Below are 20,810 nucleotides of genomic sequence, written 5' to 3'. Positions count from 1 at the left end.
TGGGTTGCGGGCGTCGGTTGTCGTCCGCCTGTGTCGTCCGCCTGCCCTCGACCGCACAGCGACCCTCAAGTCACGCGAAGCTCGAAAAAGTCGTCGCCGGCGGCGACTTTTTCGAGTTTCGCGTTGACTGAGCGAACCGGACGGCCAACACAAGGCAAGATATCCTGATGGTATGAGTGAGAACCCGCTGTTGCCCGCCACCTATGACATTCTCTGGTCGGTCGGCATACTCGTAGCCCTCGCCCTACTCGTCTGGGCCCTTGTGGGGATCGCGAAGTCCGCTCTCGATTCGAACACAAAGCTCGTGTGGGTGATCATCGCATTCCTGCTCCCTCTCATCGGGCCGATCTGCTGGCTGGTGATCCGCCCCCGGAAGGAAGATAACCGCCTCAGCTGAGGCGCCCTGCGCTCTCCCTGGAAGTCCCTGCGCTCACGTCCGCATCCGCTTGGCTCAATCGGGCTTGAGAACCAGATGCCGAGGAATCAGGGCCGCGGTGATTGGTCGACGCCCGTTTCCTGTGGTCACGCAGAAGCACGCCCACACAGATCCGGGAGCAAACCGGAAATGCGATCAGCGTCAGAATCCAGGGGCCACCCGCTCGGAGGTCTTCAACTCCTGTGGGCACTATGGTGGCGAAAACCATCCCCATACTGAACGCCATGATGATGTTCCTCATGCCGCGCACCCTACTTGCCGAGACACCCCGACACAAGCCTCCTTACTCGAATCCCAAGTCTCCTCTCAAACAGCGCGGCACAGACGTCAGACAGCATTCAACGTCCTCAAGTCACGCAATACAGACCGTCACCCGACTCGCAATGCGGCGGCCGGAAGGTCCCCGAAACTGATGCGCCTGCAGGTGCGCGACATCCAAGGACTAAAATCGGAGTCGAACCCCGTGCATTGCCGAAGGAGACCCCGTGATTGAGCTGAAGACACCCGCCGAGATCGACAAGATGGCGGTGACCGGCCGCTTCGTCGCGAAGACTCTGGCCGAACTGTCTGAGATCGCGGAACCCGGCATGGACATCATGCACCTGGAGAAGCGCGCCCGGAAGCTCATCGAGGAGGCCGGCGCGAAGTCCTGCTATTGGGACTACGCCCCGTCATTCGGCTCCGGCCCCTTCCGCAATGTCATCTGCCTGTCCGTCAACGACGGCGTCCTCCACGGCAAACCGCACAGCTATGTGATGAAGGACGGCGATCTGCTCACCCTCGACTTCGCCGTATCCATCGACGGCTGGGTCGCCGATGCCGCACGTTCCGTCGTCGTCGGCGACGGCAGCGAAGAGGACCAGCGCCTCATCGACTCCACCTGGGCCGGTCTCGAAGCCGGCATCGGTGCCGCGCAGGCAGGCAACCGCCTCGGCGATATCTCGAAGGCGATCGGCGACGTCGCCGATGCTCAGCGCATCCCGGTCAACCTCGACTTCGGCGGCCACGGACTCGGCCACACGATGCACGAAGATCCGCACGTGCCCAACCGCGGCAAGGGCGGTCGCGGTCTCGTTCTCAAGCCCGGGCTGACGCTGGCGATCGAACCCTGGTGGTCGTTCACCTCGAAGAAGCTCACGGTGGACAAGGACGGGTGGACCCTGCGCTTGGCCGACGGGTCGAACGGTGCGCATTCGGAGAATACGATCGCCATCACCGAGGATGGCCCCCGGGTCCTCACCACGCTCGACTGATCAGGCTGCCGCACTTGTCCTGACCAAGCTTCCGCGCTCCGAAAGGGCGCCCGACGATCAGTTCGTCGGGCGCCCTTTCGCATGCCGGCGTCCTGTGTCAGCACCTCGTGCCAGAATTGCGGTATGTCTTTCACATGCACCGAATGCGGCTACTCGACGGTCAAATGGCTCGGGCGCTGCCCCGAATGCCAGGCCTGGGGCACCCTCGAGGAAAAGGGTGCGAGCACGTCGAAGGTGAAGACCAAGGTCAAGAAGTCCAGCGGCGCGAAGCCGATCAATCAGATCGACTCGACGCTGGCGCAGGCGAAGGAGACTTATGTCCCCGAGCTCGACCGCGTGCTCGGCGGCGGAATCGTCCCGGGTGCAGTCGTCCTGCTCTCCGGCGAGCCGGGCGTGGGCAAGTCGACACTGCTGCTCGATGTCGCGGCCAAGGCGGCGATGTTCGGCGAAAAGGTCCTCTACGTCACGGGTGAGGAATCAGCCGGCCAGGTCAGGCTGCGAGCCGAGAGGATCAACGCTCTGGCGGACTCCCTCCTGCTGGCGGCGGAGACCGATCTCGGTTCGGTGCTGGGCATGATCGAGGCCGAGGAACCCGATATGCTCATCGTCGATTCCATCCAGACTCTGGCCTCGTCCGAGGTCGACGGCGTCCCGGGCGGAGTCACCCAGGTCCGAGAGGTCGCCGCGGCACTCATCAGAGAAGCGAAGGCGAGGTCTCTGCCCACGGTGCTCGTCGGCCACATCACGAAGGACGGCACGATCGCCGGGCCGCGGCTGCTCGAACACCTCGTCGATGTCGTGTGCACCTTCGAAGGAGAGAAGCACTCGCGTCTGCGCATGCTGCGGGCTGTGAAGAACCGGTTCGGCCCCACCGATGATGTGGGCTGCTTCGACATGGCAGAAAACGGCATTCACAGCCTCGAAGACCCCTCAGGTCTCTTCCTCTCACGCAGCGGCAGCAATCCCCCGGGCACTTGCCTGACCGTGACGCAGGAGGGCAAGCGCCCCCTGCTCGTCGAGGTGCAGTCGCTGATCACCGAGTCCGCCGGTGGTCAGTCGCGCCGCTCGGTCTCCGGTGTCGACTCTTCGCGAGTGGCGATGATGTTGGCCGTGCTCAGTCAGAACATTCCCGGCGTCCAACTGGCCAAGTCCGATGTCTTCGCCGCCACTGTCGGCGGCGCGAAGCTGTCCGAGCCTGCCAGCGACTTGGCCATCTGCCTGTCTCTGGCCTCGGCCGCAATGGGACGCCCGATGTGGACGAAGTTCGTCGGCATCGGTGAGATCAGCCTGTCCGGAGAGATCCGCAATGTCCCCAACCTCGGGCAGCGTCTCAACGAAGCCAAACGCTTGGGCATCACGCATGCCATCGTGGCCAAGGAGGCCATGCGCAATGTGCCGACACCGGACAACATGAAGATCAAGGAGTGCGAGCACATTGCCGAGGCGGTGCAGGTCCTGCTCAAGACCTCGTAACTCAAGCGCTGAAGCCCGGGTCAGAGAAAGTTCGGGACTTTCGCACGGTTTTGGAGCATCCTGATTATATGACCACAACAGTTTTTCCAGCGCTGAGGACCACGGATGCCGCGGCAACGATCGCACTGCTGGTCACTCTCGGCTTCACCGAGCGCCTGATGGTTCGCAATGAGCACGACCCCGAACTCGTCGACCATGCCGAGTACGCATTGGGTGATACCGGCGGGATCATGATCGGCTCCGTCCGCAACGACGGGTCCGCGCTCGACGCCGTCGGTGGAAGCTCCATCTACGTCGTCGTCAGCACAGAACGCGAAGTCGATCGTCTCTACGAGGAGATCGTCGACATGGGGCATGCCATCGTCAGACCTGTGGCGACGCAGTCCTACGGCGGTCGGGAGTTCGACTTCCGTGATCATGACGGCAATTCCTGGGGCGTGGGCTCCTACCGCGGGGCCTGAACTCACTCAGGCGCTGCGGCCGAACACCGATGTCCGGATCTTATGGCTCGGCCTTGCCGAACCTGCCTTGCCGGTTCAGTCCTGCGGCTCCTGGGACTGCTCGTCCTGCGGCTCGTCTGACTTCTTGTCCTCGTCAGACTTCTTCTTCTCTTCCTCGGCCTTCTTCTCTTTCGCCTTGTCGGCAGCGGACTTCTCGAGCTCGAACTGTGTCGGCTTGCTCTCTTTGTCGTCGAGTTTGACGATGAGGTCGTATTCGCCGGGTGCGAAGTCGTCCTTCGCCCGGTTGCAGTTCTTGTCGACCTTTATCCGGTTCCATTTCAGCTTCGCGGTCTTCTCGGACTGCGGGGCGAACTCCGTGGAGACTTCGGAGTTCTCATCTTTCGGTGCCGCGCAGTACTTCGATGACCACACGACATCGCCGTCCTTCTCGACGATGAACTCCTGCTGTTTGGTGCCGACCTCGATGAGGCAGGTCGCATTGTGGCCGTTGCCGATGACCATGCCGAATTCGGGTTCCTGTCCGTCCTTGACCGACTTCGGGTCGACCTTCGCCTTGAGTGAGACCTTGTCCTCGGGGCATCTGCCGCTCGCGGCCTTCTCATCAGGTACGGGTGCCGCAGTCGTCGTCTCGCTCGTCTCCTCGGGCTCGGCGGCGGTCTTGTCTTCGTCCGAGCTGCTGCCCAAGGCGTTGACGATGGCGACGATTCCCACCACGAACAGCACAATGACGATGAGGGTGAGCACACCCAAGGTGATGCGGCGTCTGCGGTACACGTGAGCAGGCAGCTTCCCGCTAGACTGGCGAGGCTGTCCGGCAGCTCTGTTCGGCTGCGAACCACGATTGGAAGGAGTCATCGCTTTGAGCCTAGGCCGAAGCGAATGAGCATCCAAATGACACACCGAGCCAGCCCCGAAACGAATCCGACTGCCTTCCCCGAGGTGGCCGAACCGCTGGTCTCCCGGGTGCAGGAGACGATCATCTCCTGGTTCGAGGCAGAGGCGCGCGAGCTGCCGTGGCGAGACCCGAACACCACCGCCTGGGCCGTGCTCGTGAGCGAAATCATGTCCCAACAGACACCTGTCTCCCGAGTCGAACCGCGATGGCGGGAATGGATGGAGGCGTGGCCGACCCCGGCCGACCTCGCACTCGCGCCGACCGCCGAGGTGCTTCACCGCTGGGACCGTCTCGGCTACCCGCGCCGTGCCCTGCGCCTGCAGGAAGCCGCTCGAGTCATCGCCGACGACCTCGGCAACGAGGTGCCGGAAACAGTGGAGGAGCTGCTCGAGCTGCCCGGCATCGGTTCGTATACTGCCGCCGCAGTCGCATCATTCGCCCACGGACAGCGGACAACGGTGCTCGATACCAACGTGCGCAGGGTCCTCATCCGCGTCTTCGCCGGACGGGAGCGACCTGCGACGTCTCCGGGCCGCCGCGAAACCGAATGGGCGACCGGGTTCGTTCCCGAACAGCACCATGTGGAGTGGAACGCCGGCGTGATGGAATTCGGTGCGCTCGTGTGCACCGCCCGAAATCCTGGCTGCGCAGACTGCCCGCTGCGGGACGTCTGCACGTGGAATCGCCTCGGCAGACCCGCCTCGGCGACGAAGCCGAAGACTCAGAAATGGGCGGGCACAGACCGTCAGCTGCGCGGGGCGATCATGGATGCCCTCAAGACCGCCCACTCCGCCGAAGCCGAACCTGCAGGCATCAGCATCGACCTCTTCACCACCTCGGTGACGGTGCTCGATCCCGATACGCTCGGCTCCCTCGACGAATCGACGGCCGCTGCTGTAGCCCGCGTCCGCGAACTCAGCGCCGACGATCAGCGGATCTCCCGACTCATCTCCGATCTCGTCGCTGATGGCCTGGCGCAGGAGCACGCGGGCCGACTAGACCTGCCGAGAACCTGAAGCACGGTCCCAGGAGGCAGAGGAGCCGGAGAGCGACTCCGGATCTGCGCGGCTTCAGAGGTACTTGATCATCCGGGAGTTGCCCAAGGTGTTGGGTTTGACCCGGGCCAGGTCGAGGAACTCCGCCACACCTTCATCGGTGGAGTGCAGGAGCTCGACGTAAACCTCTGGGGAGACCGGGATGCCCTTGATCGGTTCGAATCCCAGCGAGCCGAAGAACCCGGTTTCGAAGGTCAGACAGAACACGCGGTTAACGCCGATCTCCTGCGCATCGGCGAGCAGCTGACGGATGATCGCCTTGCCCACTCCCCTGCCCCGGTAGTCCGGAGAGGTCGCAACCGTGCGCGCCTCAGCGAGGTCGGCCCAGATGATGTGCAGGGCACCGCACCCGGCCAGGATCTCCGAACCGTCAGGCTGCGGATCGACGACGAGCCAGAACTCCTGGAGCGACTCGAAATAGGTCACAGTGTCCTTGGCCAGCAGGATCCGCTCTCCCGCCAGAGGCGCCACCAGCGCTTCAATGCCTTTGACGTCGGAGGTCCTGGCGCGTCGCAGATAGAGTCCGCCGGGCATTTCGTGTTTGTGGTGGTGGTCCCCGGAGACCCGCCCGTGATCGAAATCGCCAGTGTGTGAGCTCATGGCTTCATTCAACACCATCCCCGACGGCAGATATGAATGAGTCCGGGGAGCCGGCCTCAGCCGACTCCCCGGTCTCGTCAGTCTCGCCCTTGCGGGCGCTGATCGATCAGCCCCTGCGGGCGCTGTTCGATCAGACGGAGCTCTCCGAACCGTTCGACCCGGAGGATCCCGCACCGGCGAGTTCGCCGTGCTCGTCATCCGCGGGCTTCAGAGACTCGGTCTCGGTGCCCGCGAAGGTGAATTCTGCGTCCTTTCCTTCACCTTCGACGTCGACCTTGATGGTCTGGCCCCGTCCGATCTCCTTGAACAGGATCTTCTCCGACAGCGTGTCCTCGATCTCGAGCTGGATGGTCCGACGCAGCGGTCGGGCACCCAGAACCGGATCGTAACCGCGATCGGCGAGCAGGTTCTTCGCCTCGTCCGAGACCTCGACCTTCATGCCCTGATCGGCAAGACGGACGTTGAGACGATCGAGGAAGAGGTCGACGATCTTGATGATCTCGTCCTTGCCCAGCTGCGGGAACACGATCGTGTCGTCGACGCGGTTGAGGAACTCGGGGCGGAAGTGCTGCTTGAGCTCTTCGTTGACCCGCTGCTTCATCCGGTCGTAGTTCGTCTTCGTGTCACCCTCGACCTGGAATCCGAGTTGGAGTCCGCTCGAGACATCACGCGTACCGAGGTTGGTCGTCATGATGATGATGGTGTTCTTGAAGTCGACCTCACGACCCTGCGAGTCAGTGAGTCGACCGTCCTCGAGGATCTGCAGCAGCGAGTTGAAGATGTCCGAGTGGGCCTTCTCCACCTCATCGAAGAGGACGACGGAGAACGGCTTGCGACGGACCTTCTCGGTGAGCTGACCGCCCTCTTCGTAGCCGACGTATCCCGGAGGCGAACCGAACAGACGCGATACGGTGTGTTTCTCCGAGTACTCCGACATGTCGAGGCTGATGAGCGAATCCTCGTCGCCGAAGATGAACTCCGACAGCGCCTTGGCCAGCTCGGTCTTGCCGACACCGGTTGGGCCGGCGAAGATGAACGAACCGGAGGGACGCTTGGGATCCTTCAGACCCGCACGGGTACGACGGATCGCCCGCGAGATCGCCTTGACCGCGTCGTCCTGACCGATGACGCGCTTGTGCAGCTCGTCTTCCATCCGCAGCAGACGCGAGGACTCCTCCTCGGTGAGCTTGAAGACCGGAATGCCGGTGGCAGAAGCCAGGACTTCGGCGATGAGATCGGCGTCGACGACCTTGGAGGTGTCGGTGCCGGACTTCCGCCAGGCCTCGGTCTGCTCTTCCTTCTCCTTGACCAGCTTCATCTCGGAGTCACGCTCCGAAGCGGCCAGCTCGAAGTCCTGAGCGTCGATCGCAGCTTCCTTGCGGTGGCGGGCCTCGAGGATCTTCTCCTCCAGGTCGCGCACCTCCTGCGGAACGGACAGCCGCGAGATGCGCAGCTTCGCTCCGGCTTCGTCGATGAGGTCGATCGCCTTGTCCGGCAGGTACCGGTCGTTGATGTAGCGATCGGACATGTTCACCGCCGCAGCAAGGGCACCGTCGGTGATGGTGACCTTGTGGTGGGCTTCGTACTTGTCGCGCAGACCCTTGAGGATCTCGATCGAATGCGCCAGCGACGGTTCGGGAACCTGGATCGGCTGGAACCGGCGCTCGAGTGCTGCATCCTTCTCGATGTGCTTGCGGTACTCGTCGAGGGTGGTCGCACCGATGGTCTGCAGCTCTCCGCGCGCCAGCATGGGCTTGAGGATCGAAGCAGCGTCGATGGCACCTTCGGCGGCACCGGCACCCACGAGCGTGTGGATCTCGTCGATGAAGAGGATGATGTCGCCGCGGGTCCGGATCTCCTTGAGCACCTTCTTCAGGCGCTCTTCGAAGTCACCGCGGTAGCGGGAGCCGGCGACCAGCGAACCGAGGTCGAGCGTGTACAGCTGCTTGTCGGTGAGGATCTCGGGGACATCGCCGTTGACGATGGCCTGTGCGAGTCCTTCGACCACGGCTGTCTTGCCGACGCCGGGTTCGCCGATGAGCACCGGGTTGTTCTTCGTCCGGCGCGAGAGGATCTGCATGACGCGCTGCATCTGCTCGTGACGGCCGATGACCGGATCGAGGTCGGCTTCACGGGCTGCGGCGGTGAGGTTGGTGCCGAACTGGTCGAGCACGAGCGAACCCGAGGGAGTTCCCTCTTCACGGCCGCCGGCCGACACCGGTTCCTTGCCCTGGTAGCCCGAGAGCAGCTTGATGACTTCCTGACGGACCCGGCCGAGGTCGGCGCCGAGCTTGACGAGCACCTGAGCGGCGACGCCCTCGCCCTCACGGATGAGGCCGAGCAGGATGTGCTCGGTGCCGATGTAGCTGTGGCCCAGCTGGAGTGCCTCACGGAGGCTGAGCTCGAGGACCTTCTTCGCCCGCGGCGTGAAGGGAATGTGTCCGCTCGGCGCCTGCTGGCCCTGTCCGATGATCTCCTGGACCTGGTCGCGCACCTGCTCGAGGGAGATGTCCATGCCCTCGAGAGCCTTGGCTGCCAGGCCTTCACCCTCGTGGATGAGGCCGAGCAGGATGTGCTCGGTGCCGATGTAGTTGTGTTTGAGAAGTTTCGCTTCTTCCTGCGCGAGCACCACGACGCGTCGTGCTCGGTCGGTGAACCGCTCGAACATATTCATCCTCCTCGGTTTCTTAGTCTTCTGAGCCTAACGACCATGAGCGCGGTTCTATTGCACGTTTCGCCATGAGCCGAAAGCGTTTGGCTGTGGGCGAAATTCTCTAGACTCGAGACCCACACAGCAACGTCAGAGAGGCTGCAGTCATGTCCACCGATCGTTCTGCCATCCACGAGCTGGCCCGCGCCCATGGGCTCGACGTCATCGCCGATTCCATCGCCGTCAACGAACTCGGCCTCGACTTCCAGGTTGCCATCGCCGAGGCGGTCGACGGTCGATCGTGGGTGCTGCGGATACCTCGACGCCCGGATGTCGCCGAGCGTGCCGCCGTCGAGGGCCGCTTCCTGACCGCCATCGCACCGCACCTGAGCGTCGCGGTCCCGGATTGGCAGGTTCATACAGAGGACCTCATCGCCTACCCGCTGCTGCCGGGAGCCCCCGGGCTGACGATCGACGCCGATGGAGCGCCGCAGTGGCATTTCGATGTCGAGTCCCCCGACTACGCGAAGTCACTCGGTTCCGTCCTCGCCGAACTGCACACCGTCGATCCGGCCGCCGTTCGCGACTCTGGCATTCCCGAGTTCTCCCCCGCCGAGGTCCGGCAGCGCAAGCGTGACGACATCGAACTGGTCGCCGCCGAATTCGAAGTGGCGGCCAGCCTGCGGCAGCGGTGGACTGCGTGGCTCGACGACGACAGCTATTGGCCGACATTCACCACCGTGACTCACGGTGAGGTGTATCCGGCGCACCAGCTCATGGACGGGCCGATCAATCTGGGAATTCTCGACTGGACGACCGCATCGATAGGCGATCCGGCCAGGGACTTCATGTTCCACCACGCCAGCGTCTCAGCCTCCGCATTCGAAGCGACGACGAAGCGATACGTCGAAGAAGGCGGGCGAGTCTGGCCCCGGTTCGCCGAACACTGCGGTGTGCTCTTCTCCACATCCCCCGTTGAGCTGGGACTGTTCGCCCTGCAGACGGGCGATCCGGGCCACATGAAAGCAGCAGGAGCTCAACTCAATCCGGTCGCATAGACCGACTCCGTTATCCGACGGATGACCAGAAGGCTTTCCTTGCTCACAGTTCAGGCTCCCTTGCCTTGTCCTGGCTATTCCGCTACGTTTGTCCGCTGATCGTCACCAGGATACGTCGCCCATCAAATTCCTGGCAGATTCCTGTGACTTATCGCATTCTCGTCCCTCGTGCTGCGCTTGCCGAGCCTTTCGCCAAATCGCTGTTGTTTCAATACGAAAAGACTTGAGGGGCCAGCGATGGTATTCGCTGACCCCTCAGGTCCGATTGGCTGATTTCCGCTTTCGAATGGCCTCCTACTTTTCGGCGGCTTCGTAGGCTTCGACGATCTCCAGCGGAATCCGGCCGCGGTCTCCGAGCTGGTATCCGTTGTTCTGAGCCCATTCGCGGATCTTCGCGGTGTCCCGCTTGGGACCGGCGCTCGAACCAGCGCGGCGGCCACGGCCGCCGGCATTGGCCACACGACGTGCTTTGGCGATGAATGGGGCGAACGTCTCACGGAGCTTTTCAGCATTCTCTGTTGAGAGCTCGAGTTCGTAGGTAGCCTGGTCGAGGCTGAAGCGAACAGTTTCTGCCGCCTCGGTTCCGTCGAAATCATCCGTGAGAACGAGGCGCATTTCCCTTGCCATGTTCACTCTTTTCGTAATCAGAAGTATTTGTCGCAGTCATCTTAACATCCGATTCCGGAATATCGTCGACTTCGCTAACTTCAATCTCTGAATGGTATTTACCAACCTGTTCGCGTTCATTCCGATCTGCTCTGACGATATTCTTGAATACATACCAGAACAGCAGTCCCACGCAGATCGAGGGAAGAAGTGCTTTGAGGATATCGAGCATGATAATCAGCCTTCCTGAGCCTTGTCCTCCTGTGAAGCCGCCAGAGGCTTCGTGAATGGGAACAGAATGGTTTCGCGGATTCCCAATCCGGTCAATGCCATCAGCAGCCTGTCCAGCCCCATTCCCATTCCGCCGGTCGGCGGCATTCCGTGTTCCATCGCCATGAGGAAGTCTTCGTCAAGGCCCATGGCCTCGTCATCGCCGCGGGCGGCGTCGGCTGCCTGCGACTCGAAGCGCTGGCGCTGGATGATCGGGTCGACGAGCTCAGAATAGCCCGTGGCAAGTTCGAAGCCGCGCACATAGAGATCCCATTTCTCCACGACGCCCTTCTTCGTCCGGTGTTCGCGCACCAGCGGTGAGGTGTCCACGGGAAAATCGGTGACGAAGGTCGGAGCCCACAGCTTGTCCTGGTAGAAGTGCTCCCACAGCTCTTCGACGTACTTGCCGTGGGACCGGAAGACTCCCGTCAGGTCGACGTCGTTGTCCGCGGCGATCTTATCCAGCACGTCAAGGCCGGTCTCCGGGGTGACTTCGACGCCGGATTCCTCCGACAGCGACTCGTACATGCTCACCACGGTCCAGTCGCCGCCGAAGTCGTAGTCGGTGCCGTCTTCGAGGGTGACGACGAGCGACCCGGTGGCATCCTGCGCGGCGTTCTGGATGAGTGACTTCGTCAGGTCCGCGATCGAATGGTAGTCCCCGAACGACTGGTAGGCCTCGAGCATGGCGAATTCCGGCGAGTGGGTGGAGTCGGCGCCTTCATTGCGGAAGTTGCGGTTGATCTCGAAGACGTTCTCGATGCCGCCGACGATCGCCCTCTTGAGGAACAGCTCGGGGGCGATGCGCAGATACATATCGATGTCGTAGGCGTTCATGTGCGTCTTGAACGGTCGCGCCGAGGCGCCGCCGTGCATGGTCTGCAGCATCGGGGTCTCGATCTCGACGAAGTCCTGCCCGGCGAAGGTCTTCCGCAGCGAGGACATCACTTTGGCACGGGTGAGCATCGTCTCCCGGGCCTGTTCGCGGGTGATGAGGTCGAGATAGCGCTGGCGGACTCGAGTGTCCTCGGCCAGTTCGGTGTGCAGTCCCGGCAGAGGGCGGATGGCCTTCGAGGCCATGTCCCAGGAGTCCGCGAGCACGGACAGTTCGCCGCGCTTGGACTTGATGACCTTGCCGTGCAGAAACAGGAAGTCACCGAGGTCGACATCGGTCTTGAAGTCGTCGAGGCGCTCCTGGCCGACCTCGCGCAGGGACAGCATGCCCTGCAGTCGGGTGCCGTCGCCTGATTGGAGGGTCACGAAGCAGAGTTTGCCGGTGGTGCGGACGAAGACGACGCGGCCGATGACGCCGACGATGTCCTCGGTCTCCTCCCCGGCTTCGAGTCCGTCGTGGGCGGCGTGGACTTCGGCGAGACTGTGTGTGCGAGGCACTGATACGGGGTAGGCCTCGGTACCGCCGTCGAGGAGACGCTGGCGCTTTTCCTTTCGGATCCGGATCTGCTCCGGATCGAGATGTTCGGGTGAAAGGTCTGCGTTCTCAGGTGTCTTCGAGTCGGTGTTCGCCATGCCTCAAGGCTACCGTGGACGGGCCGCGCGGGGGAATTCGGCGGTCAGTCGAGGACGCCCAGAATCTCCTGTGCCTGCACGGGTGTGATCCGTCCCATCGCCAGCGCCGTCGAGGTCGTCGATCGGGCCAGGGAGATGTAGCTGTTGCGGGCCGACGGGTTCGACCGGCTGAGGCTGAATTCGCTCAGCGCGGCCAGGTGCGCGGCGACGGTTCCCACGTCGCCGCGGCTGACCGGCCCGGTCAGCGCCTTCCGCCCGTTCTGCAGAGTGTTGGCCACGCTCGCATCCACCAGGGCGTGGAGGACGTGGGCGGGATCGTCCACTCCCGCCTCGGTGAGTATCTCCATGGCTTCGGCGAGGATCGTGATCGTGTGATTCGACGCATGAGTGATGGCAGCGTGGTAGAGGGGCCGGTCGGCTTCGGCGATGTCGACGGGTTCGGCGCCGAGTTCGACCACGAGGGCCTCACCGACCGGCCGGATCGGCGCCGGAGCGGTGACCGCGATCGTGGCCTGCCGCAGCCGGGTGAGGTCGACTTCAGTGCCGGTGAACGTCAGCGACGGATGCAGGGCGATAGGCAGCGCGCCGAGGCGGGTCCCGGCTTCGAGGACGTCCGTTCCGTACCGTCCCGAACAGTGCACGAGGATCTGCCCCGTCTGAATGCATCCGAGTTGGGCGAGCCCTGCCACCAACGGCGCGATCTCGTCATCGGGAACGGCAACGAGGAGGAGCTCTGCGCGTTCGGCGATCTCATCGGGGTCGAGGACGGGCACACCGGGAAGCATGTCCGCGGCCCGGTCGCGGCTGGCCTCCGAAGTGGCGCTGACACCGACGATCGCGTGACCGGACTGCCGCCACGCCGCTGCGATGGTCGCTCCGACCCGACCGCAGCCGATGACGCCGATGCCCAGCCGTGGGGCGTCGTCCTGACTCATATTCAGTTCTCCTCGAACGGATTCGGGTTGTGCTCGGCTGCAGCCGAATGCCCGGCTTTCGCTTCTTCGGTCGCGGCGTCGAAGCGCTGGCGGGCCAGCCGGGTGCGTTCGGCGTGCTCGGTGAAGAAGGCCTTGGCCTCCTCGGTGCCCTGATGTTTGACCTGCGGGGCGACGGGACCGGCGGTCGAATGCACGGACACTGACCCCAGACCCAGGGCCCGCATCAGCGGACCCTGGTGGTAGCGCAGGGACTGCACCCGCACATGCGGGACGAAGTCGACGCGGCGGCTGAACGCGCCGAGGCGGAGCACGAGCAGCGATTCGGTCAGCGCATACGCGCGTCGCTTCCACACGAGAGGATCGAGGATCCGCGAGGACCGCGGCTGCGGATGGAACAGCGCCTCGGCAGCGGCGGCGTTCGGAGCGGTGGATTTCCGGTCGTACATCGCCGAGCGCACCAGCGTATCGGCGCCCAGACCATCGCCCAGCTGCGGGTCCGGCAGCGCCAGCCCGACCATGAGCAGCGCCTGATCGACATCGCCGACCGGCAGCAGCAGGTTCGAATCGCCGCTGCCGCCGTCGCTTGCGATGTTGTATTCCGCCTGCCACCAGCCGGCCCACCGCCACAGCAGCGGCTGAGACAGGCACACCGCTTGGATGCGGTCGAGCGGGATGACCTTGCGCGAGGTGGAGAAGAGTCCGTGGTTGACAGCCAGACCGGATTCGCCGAGGCGGACGACGAAGTTCGCGTTGTCGAGGTTCTTCCGGAACACGGAGAAGGTGGCGAAGAGGCCGGGCAGGGCACCGACGAGGATCGGGATGAACGCTTCTTCGATCCCGAAGGCCAGCAGCACGATGGCGGTGATGACGACGAGGACGACGACGGCCACGGACACGAGGGTCTCGGTCTTGAGCAGGGAGGCGACGACGACCCGGTGGACGGGGACACGGATGATCTCGCCTTCGTCACCGACGTTCGGGCGCAGGTTGTAGGGGGCGAGCAGATCGCCGAGACTCGATTCGGCCTCGCCGGAGACATCATCGGCCAAGACGCCGAGGCGTTTGCTCAGACGCACACCGAGGCTCTCGTCGCGGTTCTCTGGAGCCGACAGATCGACGCTTCGATCCCCGTCCGCCTCTGGGGTTCCGCTGAGCTGAGTTGAGCCGGAGACTCCGACTGCCGCTTCCGGCCCGCCCGCCGGAGCTGACTCGTCGGCAGGTCCGGCAGACGTATCGGCGGAGCCGGCAGACCTATCGGCGGGTCCGCCGCTCTCGCGCTTCCGGGAGCGGACTGCGGCGAGGAGTTCGTCGCGGAGCTCTTCCGCGCGCTTCTTCGACAGGTACTTCAGCGAGATGTTCGAGTCAGTGCCGCCGGCGACGTCGAAGACGAGTTCGGCCATGCCCAGCATCCGCGGCAGCAGCTTCTGCTGCAGATCGATGGACTGCACCCGGTCGAGGCGGGCCTTGCGCAGCTTCTTCGACAGCAGGCCGCGGCGATAGTAGATCGCCTCGGCATCGACCCGGTACCCCATGACCCGCCACGCCAACCAGCTGAACAGGGCGGTGAGCAGGAGGATGAGGATGATGCCGCCGATGACGGCGAGGATCACCAGCGGATGGCTGCGCAGCCAATCGGCGAAGGTGAGATTGACGGAACGGCCGGAGGCGAGGTCTTCGACGGCACTTTGAAAGAAGTTCTGCAGACCATAGGCAGCAGCGATGAAGATGCCGACGAGGACGCCGAGGCTCTCAAGAATCGGGGTGAGCGGATGGACGCGGTGCCAGATTTCGGGAACGGCCACCTCGGGGACTGTCGTCTCCGTTCCGGCCGCCTCGGCGGGGGTGGGGTCCTCGCTCATGCTCACAGTCCGGCCAGATTGGCTTGTCCGAGCCCGGCGAGGCTGTCGCGCAGGCGGTCGGCCTCGGCGCGGGGCAGGCCCGGAATGGTGGCGTCCGTGGCGGCCGATGCGGTGTGGAGTTTGACCGTCGCGAGGCCGAACATGCGGTCGATCGGACCCGCGTCGACGTCGACGAACTGCAGGCGTCCGTAGGGCACGACGGTCGCCTTGTGGAACATGATGCCACGGCGGATGAGCAGGTCGTCCTCACGTTCGGCATAGCCGATCGCCCGCGCCTGGCGGAGGACGATGATCGTCGAGATGACGCCGTAGGCGAGAATGGCGATCCAGATCAGGTGCAGCCACGGCACATCGGCGGTGAAGATGATCGCGAAGACCACGGCGACGATGAGCATCGGAACCAGCAGGGTCATCGAGGCGAGGACCTCTTTGAGTCCGTACTTCGGGCTCACCCTGTTGAAGGGCACATCGGCCCCGATGGAGAATGAGAGGTCACGGTTCATGCTGTTTCAGCTCCCGGCGGGTCTTGGGGCGGGATCTCGCAGAATCCCTCGACGATGATGCCCACGATCATGAGTGCCGCGGCAGCGATCACGGCGACAAGCATACCTGCTGCCAGATCGTTGCGGATCCCGGGGGCCGACAGGAAGTAGTAGCCGGCGTTGCCCAGGTACCATCCGGCCAGTCCGGCCCCGGTGAGTGCGCTGGCTTTGGCCATGACGGCGACACGGGCCGCCTGGATGGGGTCGATCTCTTTGGTCCGGTCGCCGTCGTTCCATTTCTTGATCGGCCAGCCGAGCACCAGGAGGACGGCTGAGAGGACGATCATGCCGATGATCGCGAACCACGGCAGACCCGGCAGAGCGAATCCCTGGCTTTCGAGCACCACGTCGACCACGACCGCGAGAACCGTGCCGATCACGGCCCAGACGGCGAGGGTGGACGTGGAGGTTCTCTGCATGGTTCCCAGTCTCTCAGATGACGGTCGATTATCCAGAGGTGATGCGCGCGATCTCCTGGTCATCGAGTTCGGCGAGGATCGTGCTGAGCGGACGCGATCCGGTCGGGGTGTTCAGCATCGTCTCACCGACGAGCTCGGCCCAGGGTGCCAGCACGAACGCCCGCTCGTGGGCACGCGGGTGCGGCAGCGTCAGACGAGGTGTGGAGGAGACGAGTTCGTCGGCTTCGGGTCCGAAGCGGATCAGATCGATGTCGAGGGTCCGCGGCCCCCACCGCAGCTCGCGGGTGCGCCCGCAGGCGACTTCGATGCCCTGCGCCACGGACAGGAGTTCGAGTGCCGACAGGGTGGTGGTGACGATGAGCCCGAGATTGAGGAAGTAGTTCTGTTCGACTCCGCCCCACGGCGCGGTGCGGTAGAGGGATGAGCGCCGCTCCACGGTGATGTCCGGGTGCCGGTCGAGGGCTTCGACGGCTTGATCGAGGGTATCGCGGGCATCGCCCAGGTTGGCGCCGAGGTTGAGGTATGCCTCGGTGCGGTCCGTGCCGCCCGCGCGGTCCGTGCCGTCTGCGTCGGAGCTCGCCGAGGCGGGAGCGAGGGTCGCCGGTTCTGCGGGGTCCGCGGCATGCGGGGCCGCCGTGCGGCGGCGCTCGACCCGGATGCGCACATCGTCGAAGGCGCGTTGGATCGGGGCCGAGGGTTTGTGGACGACGACCTCGACGTGCTCACACAGGCTCAGGCAGTGGTCGGCGATGCGGTCGGCCAGGGTTTCGATGAGATCGAAGGTGTTGTTCTCGACGATCCCGGCGACATCCTCGGCGAGTTCGCCGTAGTGGATGGTCTCGGCGAGGTCATCGGTGGCGGCGGCAGCGGCGATCGAGGTGTGCAGGGTGACGTCGATGACGAAGTCCTGACCATCGCGCTTTTCGAAGTCGAAGACGCCGTGGTTGCCGCGGACGGTGAGTCCGCGCAGTTCGATGCGGTCGGGTGCCGCCTCGGTGCCGGTCAAGATCGCCTCTCCCCCGCTGCTGCGGAGACGGCGGCCACGACCTTGCAGGCGATCGCCGAGGTGGCCGGGTCGTGGACGCGGACCGCCCAGGCTCCGGCCTGCGCCGAGATCGCCGAGATCGTCGCGGTTGCCTGGTCCTTCGCCGCCTGCTCGGCCTGCTTCGGATCGTCGGGGCTGATGAGCGAGGCGATGAAGCGCTTCCGGCTGGCCGCGACGAGCAGTCGGTGGTCAAGCGCTGCGAATTCGTCGAGGGCCGACAGCAGCTGCCAATTGTGTTCGGCGTTCTTCGAGAAGCCCAGGCCCGGGTCGACGATGATGTTCTCCGGCTTCACACCCACCGCGATGGCTTCGTCGATCCGGGTGCGCAGCTCGGTGACCACCTCGGCGACGACATCGTCGTAGGAGAAGGTCGCTGACGCCTGGTCGAGGTAGCCGCGCCAGTGCATGAGCACGATCGGGGCACCGGTCTCGGCGGCGACGCTGAGCATCGTCGGGTCGGACTGTCCGGCGGAGACGTCGTTGATGATGTGGGCACCGGCAGCCAGCGACTCCCGGGCCACACGGGCACGCATGGTGTCGACGCTGATCACGGCACCGGCGGCGGCGAGATCACGGACGACGGGCACGACGCGACGCAGCTCTTCGGCCTCGTCGACGCGGGCGGATCCGGGTCGTGTCGATTCGCCGCCGACGTCGATGATGTCGGCACCGGCGGCCATGAGTTCGCGTCCGTGGGCGACGGCTCGGTCGTGGTCGAAGTAGCGGCCGCCGTCGGAGAACGAGTCGGGCGTGACATTGAGCACGCCCATGATCTTCGTGCCCTGACGCTCTGTGGTCTGCGCCTCCGTGGTCTGCTGCATCGCTGCTCTGTCCCTCGTGCCGATTCTCAGCGTCCGAGGATCAGGCTCATCGCTTCGGATCGGGAGGCGCTGTCGCGCAGCTGACCGCGCACGGCCGAGGTGATCGTCGAGGCGCCGGGTTTGCGGACCCCGCGCATGGTCATGCACAGGTGTTCGGCTTCGACGACGACGATGACGCCTTGGGGGTCGAGGTGTTCGACGAGGGCGTCGGCGATCTGCGCGGTCAGCCGTTCCTGCACCTGCGGGCGGCGGGCGTAGATCTCGACGAGGCGCGCAAGCTTCGATAGGCCTGTGACCTTGCCGTTCTTGCTCGGAATGTATCCGATGTGAGCGACTCCGTGGAACGGCACGAGGTGGTGTTCGCAGGTGGAGTAGAGGTCGATGTCGCGGACGAGGACGAGCTCCTCGTGGCTGATGTCGAAGGTCACGCCGAGGACTTCGGACGGGTCCCGGTGCAGGCCCGCGAAGATCTCCTCGTACGCCCTGGCCACTCGCGACGGGGTTTCGACGAGACCCTCACGATCAGGGTCTTCGCCCACGGCGATGAGGATCTCACGCACTGCCGCGGCGATCCGGTCCTGATCGACTTTGTTCTCATGCCCGGCGGGCGCAGGCCCGAGGCCCGCGGTGACCTCTTCGGTATCGGCCATCAGTCGTCGTTTCCTCTGTTGTCATTCGTCTCGTTCGTCGACGGTCCGGTGCTGCCGGGTCCGTCGGTCGGGCCACCCGTCGGCCCGGTCGGGCCACCTGTCGGACCAGTGGGTCCGTTCGGGTTCTGCGGGCCCGGCGGGTTGTGCGGAACGTGCGGGCCGCTCACTCCCGAGGGTCCTGCACCGGGGATGTCGGTCGTGTCGACCTCGGTCCCGGTGGATCCGTCTCCGGGATTCCGATCGGCCTGCGGTGCCGGCGGTTCGATGGGTCCGCGTTCGGACACCGGACGGTCGTCGTGGGCCAGCCAGACATCGCGGATCGGCCGTTTGACGATCGGGGCGAAGATCGCTTCGAGTGCCGCCTGGTCGAGGGTCTCCCGATCGAGCAGCTGGTAGGCGAGGTCATCGAGGACATCACGGTTGTGCGTCAGCGCCCAGTACGCGTCGGCGTGGGCGGAGTCGATGAGCTCGCGCACCTCACGGTCGATCGAGGACAGGGTGGAGTCGCCGTATTCGTCGCCGCCGCCGTAGCCGCGTCCGGCGAAGGGCTCGGACTGGTCGTCGCCGATCTTGACCATGCCCAGCTTCTCGGACATGCCGTACTGGGTGACCATCTTCCGCGCGATGTTCGTCGCCTTCTCGATGTCGTTGCTGGCCCCGGTGGTCGGATCGTGGAAGACGATCTCCTCGGCCACCCGACCGCCCATCGCGTAGGCGAGCTGGTCGAGCAGCTCGTTGCGCGTCGTCGAGTACTTGTCTTCGCTGGGCAGCACCATTGTGTAGCCGAGTGCGCGACCGCGCGGCAGGATAGTCACCTTCGTGACCGGGTCGGTCTGGTTCATCGCAGCCGCCACCAGTGCGTGCCCGCCCTCGTGGTAGGCGGTGACGAGCCGTTCCTTGTCGTTCATCAGTCGGGTCCGCTTCTGCGGGCCGGCGATGACTCGGTCGATCGCCTCGTCGAGGATCCGGTTGTCGATGACCTTCGCGTTCTCACGGGCAGTGAGCAGGGCCGCCTCGTTGAGGACGTTGGCCAGATCCGCTCCCGAGAATCCGGGGGTGCGCTTGGCGATCTGTCCGAGGTCGACCTCATCGGCAAGCGGCTTGTCGGCGGCATGGACTTCGAGGATGTGCTTGCGGCCCTTCATATCCGGTGCTTCGACAGGGATCTGCCGGTCGAAGCGGCCGGGGCGCAGCAGCGCTGGGTCGAGGACGTCGGGACGGTTCGTTGCGGCGATGAGGATGACGTTGGTCTTGACGTCGAAGCCGTCCATCTCGACGAGCAGCTGGTTGAGCGTCTGCTCGCGTTCATCGTGTCCACCGCCCATGCCGGCGCCGCGCTGGCGTCCGACGGCGTCGATCTCGTCGATGAAGATGATGCACGGAGCGTTGGACTTCGCCTGTTCGAAGAGGTCGCGGACGCGGGAGGCGCCGACGCCGACGTACATTTCGACGAAGTCGGAACCGGAGATCGAGTAGAACGGGACTCCGGCCTCACCGGCGACGGCCTTGGCCAGGAGGGTCTTACCGGTGCCGGGCTGACCGTAGAGGAGCACACCCTTGGGGATCTTCGCCCCCACGGCCTTGAACTTCTCGGGCTCGGCGAGGAATTCCTTGATCTCTTCGAGCTCTTCGAGGGCCTCGTCGACTCCGGCGACGTCCTTGAACGTGACGTCCGGGTTCTCCTTGTTGACGAGCTTGGCCTTCGACTTGCCGAAGTTCATCATCTTTCCGCCCGACATCTGGGAGATGAGGAACCAGAAGACGATGAAGATGATGACGAACGGGATGAGCGTGCCCAGCAGCGACATCAGCCACGACTGTTTGGGCACCTCATCGGTGAAGCCCTTATCGGGTTCGGCGGAGTCGACGGCCTTGACGATCTGCTCGCCGCGCTGTTCGACGTAGAAGAACTGGACCTTCTTGCCGAAGTCCTTGCCGTCGACTTTGTAATCGTCCTTGAGAGTGAGATCGACGCGCTGGTCCTTGTCGACGATCTTGGCCTGTTCGACCTTGTCGTCCTTGAGCAGCTGCAGACCCTGTTCGGTGTCGATCTGGCTGAAGCCGGACTGGCTGAACAGCAGCGCACCGATCGACACAACGAGCAGCGCCATGACGATCCAGACCAATGGGCCCTTCGTCGCCTTGTTGAGCAGTGGGCGACGTTTGTTCGACTCGGCCATAAGTCCTCTCAGGAAAAAGATGTGGGCAACCGTTTCAGGCTACCGAGGCTGCCTGGGAACATCCCCCACAGCCTA

Annotated in this window: 20 protein-coding genes; 6 read left to right on the top strand and 14 right to left on the bottom strand. The window is 64.3% G+C overall.

Going from position 1 to position 20,810, the window contains the following annotated elements; genetic code table 11:
• Positions 1-172 precede the first annotated feature (172 nt).
• From L1F31_RS05395 to L1F31_RS05380, 4 genes are all read left to right on the top strand, one after another.
• Complete coding sequence (locus tag L1F31_RS05395; RefSeq protein ID WP_265419646.1) at positions 173-397, top strand: PLD nuclease N-terminal domain-containing protein; 225 nt, start codon at positions 173-175, stop codon at positions 395-397.
• Between the two features lie 524 nt (positions 398-921).
• Positions 922-1,689: a type I methionyl aminopeptidase gene (gene map / locus L1F31_RS05390; RefSeq protein ID WP_265419645.1), complete on the top strand. Its 768-nt coding sequence runs from the start codon at positions 922-924 to the stop codon at positions 1,687-1,689.
• Between the two features lie 123 nt (positions 1,690-1,812).
• On the top strand, positions 1,813-3,162 hold the full coding sequence (gene radA, locus L1F31_RS05385) for a DNA repair protein RadA (protein ID WP_265419644.1): 1,350 nt from the start codon (positions 1,813-1,815) through the stop codon (positions 3,160-3,162).
• A 68-nt stretch (positions 3,163-3,230) separates the two neighbouring features.
• Entirely contained in the window at positions 3,231-3,623 is a 393-nt protein-coding gene (locus tag L1F31_RS05380; protein WP_265419643.1) for a VOC family protein, read from the top strand.
• Positions 3,624-3,698: 75 nt separating this feature from the next.
• On the opposite strand, the gene L1F31_RS05375 is transcribed toward L1F31_RS05380, so the two are convergent.
• Positions 3,699-4,397: a hypothetical protein gene (locus tag L1F31_RS05375; protein WP_265419642.1), complete on the bottom strand. Its 699-nt coding sequence runs from the start codon at positions 4,395-4,397 to the stop codon at positions 3,699-3,701.
• 117 nt (positions 4,398-4,514) lie between these two features.
• Here L1F31_RS05375 and L1F31_RS05370 point away from each other — a divergent pair, with 117 nt between their 5' ends.
• Positions 4,515-5,534, top strand: coding sequence for an HhH-GPD family protein (locus L1F31_RS05370; RefSeq protein ID WP_265419641.1), 1,020 nt, complete (start codon positions 4,515-4,517; stop codon positions 5,532-5,534).
• Positions 5,535-5,588: 54 nt separating this feature from the next.
• On the opposite strand, the gene L1F31_RS05365 is transcribed toward L1F31_RS05370, so the two are convergent.
• The gene (locus tag L1F31_RS05365; RefSeq protein ID WP_429860958.1) at positions 5,589-6,107 is read right to left on the bottom strand and encodes an amino-acid N-acetyltransferase; all 519 of its coding nucleotides are present in this window, start codon (positions 6,105-6,107) and stop codon (positions 5,589-5,591) included.
• Positions 6,108-6,303: 196 nt separating this feature from the next.
• Positions 6,304-8,841 carry an ATP-dependent Clp protease ATP-binding subunit gene (locus L1F31_RS05360; RefSeq protein WP_265419639.1) on the bottom strand — a complete coding sequence of 846 codons (2,538 nt, stop codon included), beginning with the start codon at positions 8,839-8,841 and terminating at the stop codon, positions 6,304-6,306.
• Between the two features lie 149 nt (positions 8,842-8,990).
• Here L1F31_RS05360 and L1F31_RS05355 point away from each other — a divergent pair, with 149 nt between their 5' ends.
• Complete coding sequence (locus L1F31_RS05355; protein WP_265419638.1) at positions 8,991-9,881, top strand: macrolide 2'-phosphotransferase; 891 nt, start codon at positions 8,991-8,993, stop codon at positions 9,879-9,881.
• Positions 9,882-10,175: 294 nt separating this feature from the next.
• Here L1F31_RS05355 and L1F31_RS05350 read toward each other — a convergent pair whose 3' ends face one another.
• Genes L1F31_RS05350 through ftsH form a run of 11 tightly spaced genes read right to left on the bottom strand, consistent with a single transcriptional unit; the run spans position 10,176 to position 20,735 of the window.
• Positions 10,176-10,508, bottom strand: coding sequence for a histone-like nucleoid-structuring protein Lsr2 (locus L1F31_RS05350; RefSeq protein WP_265419637.1), 333 nt, complete (start codon positions 10,506-10,508; stop codon positions 10,176-10,178).
• Complete coding sequence (locus L1F31_RS05345; RefSeq protein ID WP_265419636.1) at positions 10,474-10,719, bottom strand: hypothetical protein; 246 nt, start codon at positions 10,717-10,719, stop codon at positions 10,474-10,476. The genes L1F31_RS05350 and L1F31_RS05345 overlap by 35 nt, the downstream gene beginning before the upstream one ends.
• 5 nt (positions 10,720-10,724) lie before the next feature.
• Positions 10,725-12,284 (bottom strand): lysine--tRNA ligase, encoded by a 1,560-nt coding sequence (lysS, locus tag L1F31_RS05340; RefSeq protein WP_265419635.1) that lies wholly within the window; start codon positions 12,282-12,284, stop codon positions 10,725-10,727.
• A 44-nt stretch (positions 12,285-12,328) separates the two neighbouring features.
• Positions 12,329-13,219 (bottom strand): Rossmann-like and DUF2520 domain-containing protein, encoded by an 891-nt coding sequence (locus L1F31_RS05335; protein ID WP_265419634.1) that lies wholly within the window; start codon positions 13,217-13,219, stop codon positions 12,329-12,331.
• A 2-nt stretch (positions 13,220-13,221) separates the two neighbouring features.
• On the bottom strand, positions 13,222-15,078 hold the full coding sequence (locus L1F31_RS05330) for a PH domain-containing protein (protein ID WP_265419633.1): 1,857 nt from the start codon (positions 15,076-15,078) through the stop codon (positions 13,222-13,224).
• A gap of 2 nt (positions 15,079-15,080) precedes the next feature.
• Positions 15,081-15,581: a PH domain-containing protein gene (locus tag L1F31_RS05325; RefSeq protein WP_265419632.1), complete on the bottom strand. Its 501-nt coding sequence runs from the start codon at positions 15,579-15,581 to the stop codon at positions 15,081-15,083.
• Positions 15,578-16,039, bottom strand: coding sequence for a DUF3180 domain-containing protein (locus L1F31_RS05320; protein WP_265419631.1), 462 nt, complete (start codon positions 16,037-16,039; stop codon positions 15,578-15,580). Before L1F31_RS05320 ends, L1F31_RS05325 begins: the two co-directional genes overlap by 4 nt.
• Positions 16,040-16,067: 28 nt before the next feature.
• Positions 16,068-17,045, bottom strand: coding sequence for a 2-amino-4-hydroxy-6-hydroxymethyldihydropteridine diphosphokinase (folK, locus tag L1F31_RS05315; RefSeq protein ID WP_265419630.1), 978 nt, complete (start codon positions 17,043-17,045; stop codon positions 16,068-16,070).
• Positions 17,042-17,905 carry a dihydropteroate synthase gene (gene folP / locus L1F31_RS05310; protein WP_265419629.1) on the bottom strand — a complete coding sequence of 288 codons (864 nt, stop codon included), beginning with the start codon at positions 17,903-17,905 and terminating at the stop codon, positions 17,042-17,044. Before folP ends, folK begins: the two co-directional genes overlap by 4 nt.
• 26 nt (positions 17,906-17,931) lie before the next feature.
• Positions 17,932-18,555 (bottom strand): GTP cyclohydrolase I FolE, encoded by a 624-nt coding sequence (folE, locus tag L1F31_RS05305; protein WP_265419628.1) that lies wholly within the window; start codon positions 18,553-18,555, stop codon positions 17,932-17,934.
• On the bottom strand, positions 18,555-20,735 hold the full coding sequence (gene ftsH / locus L1F31_RS05300) for an ATP-dependent zinc metalloprotease FtsH (RefSeq protein WP_265419627.1): 2,181 nt from the start codon (positions 20,733-20,735) through the stop codon (positions 18,555-18,557). Before ftsH ends, folE begins: the two co-directional genes overlap by 1 nt.
• Positions 20,736-20,810: the final 75 nt, after the last annotated feature.

The organism is Brevibacterium spongiae (assembly GCF_026168515.1).
GTDB lineage: Bacteria > Actinomycetota > Actinomycetes > Actinomycetales > Brevibacteriaceae > Brevibacterium > Brevibacterium spongiae.
The sequence above is the reverse complement of the archived record's forward strand: the minus strand, read 5'-3'. Positions and strand labels throughout refer to the sequence as shown.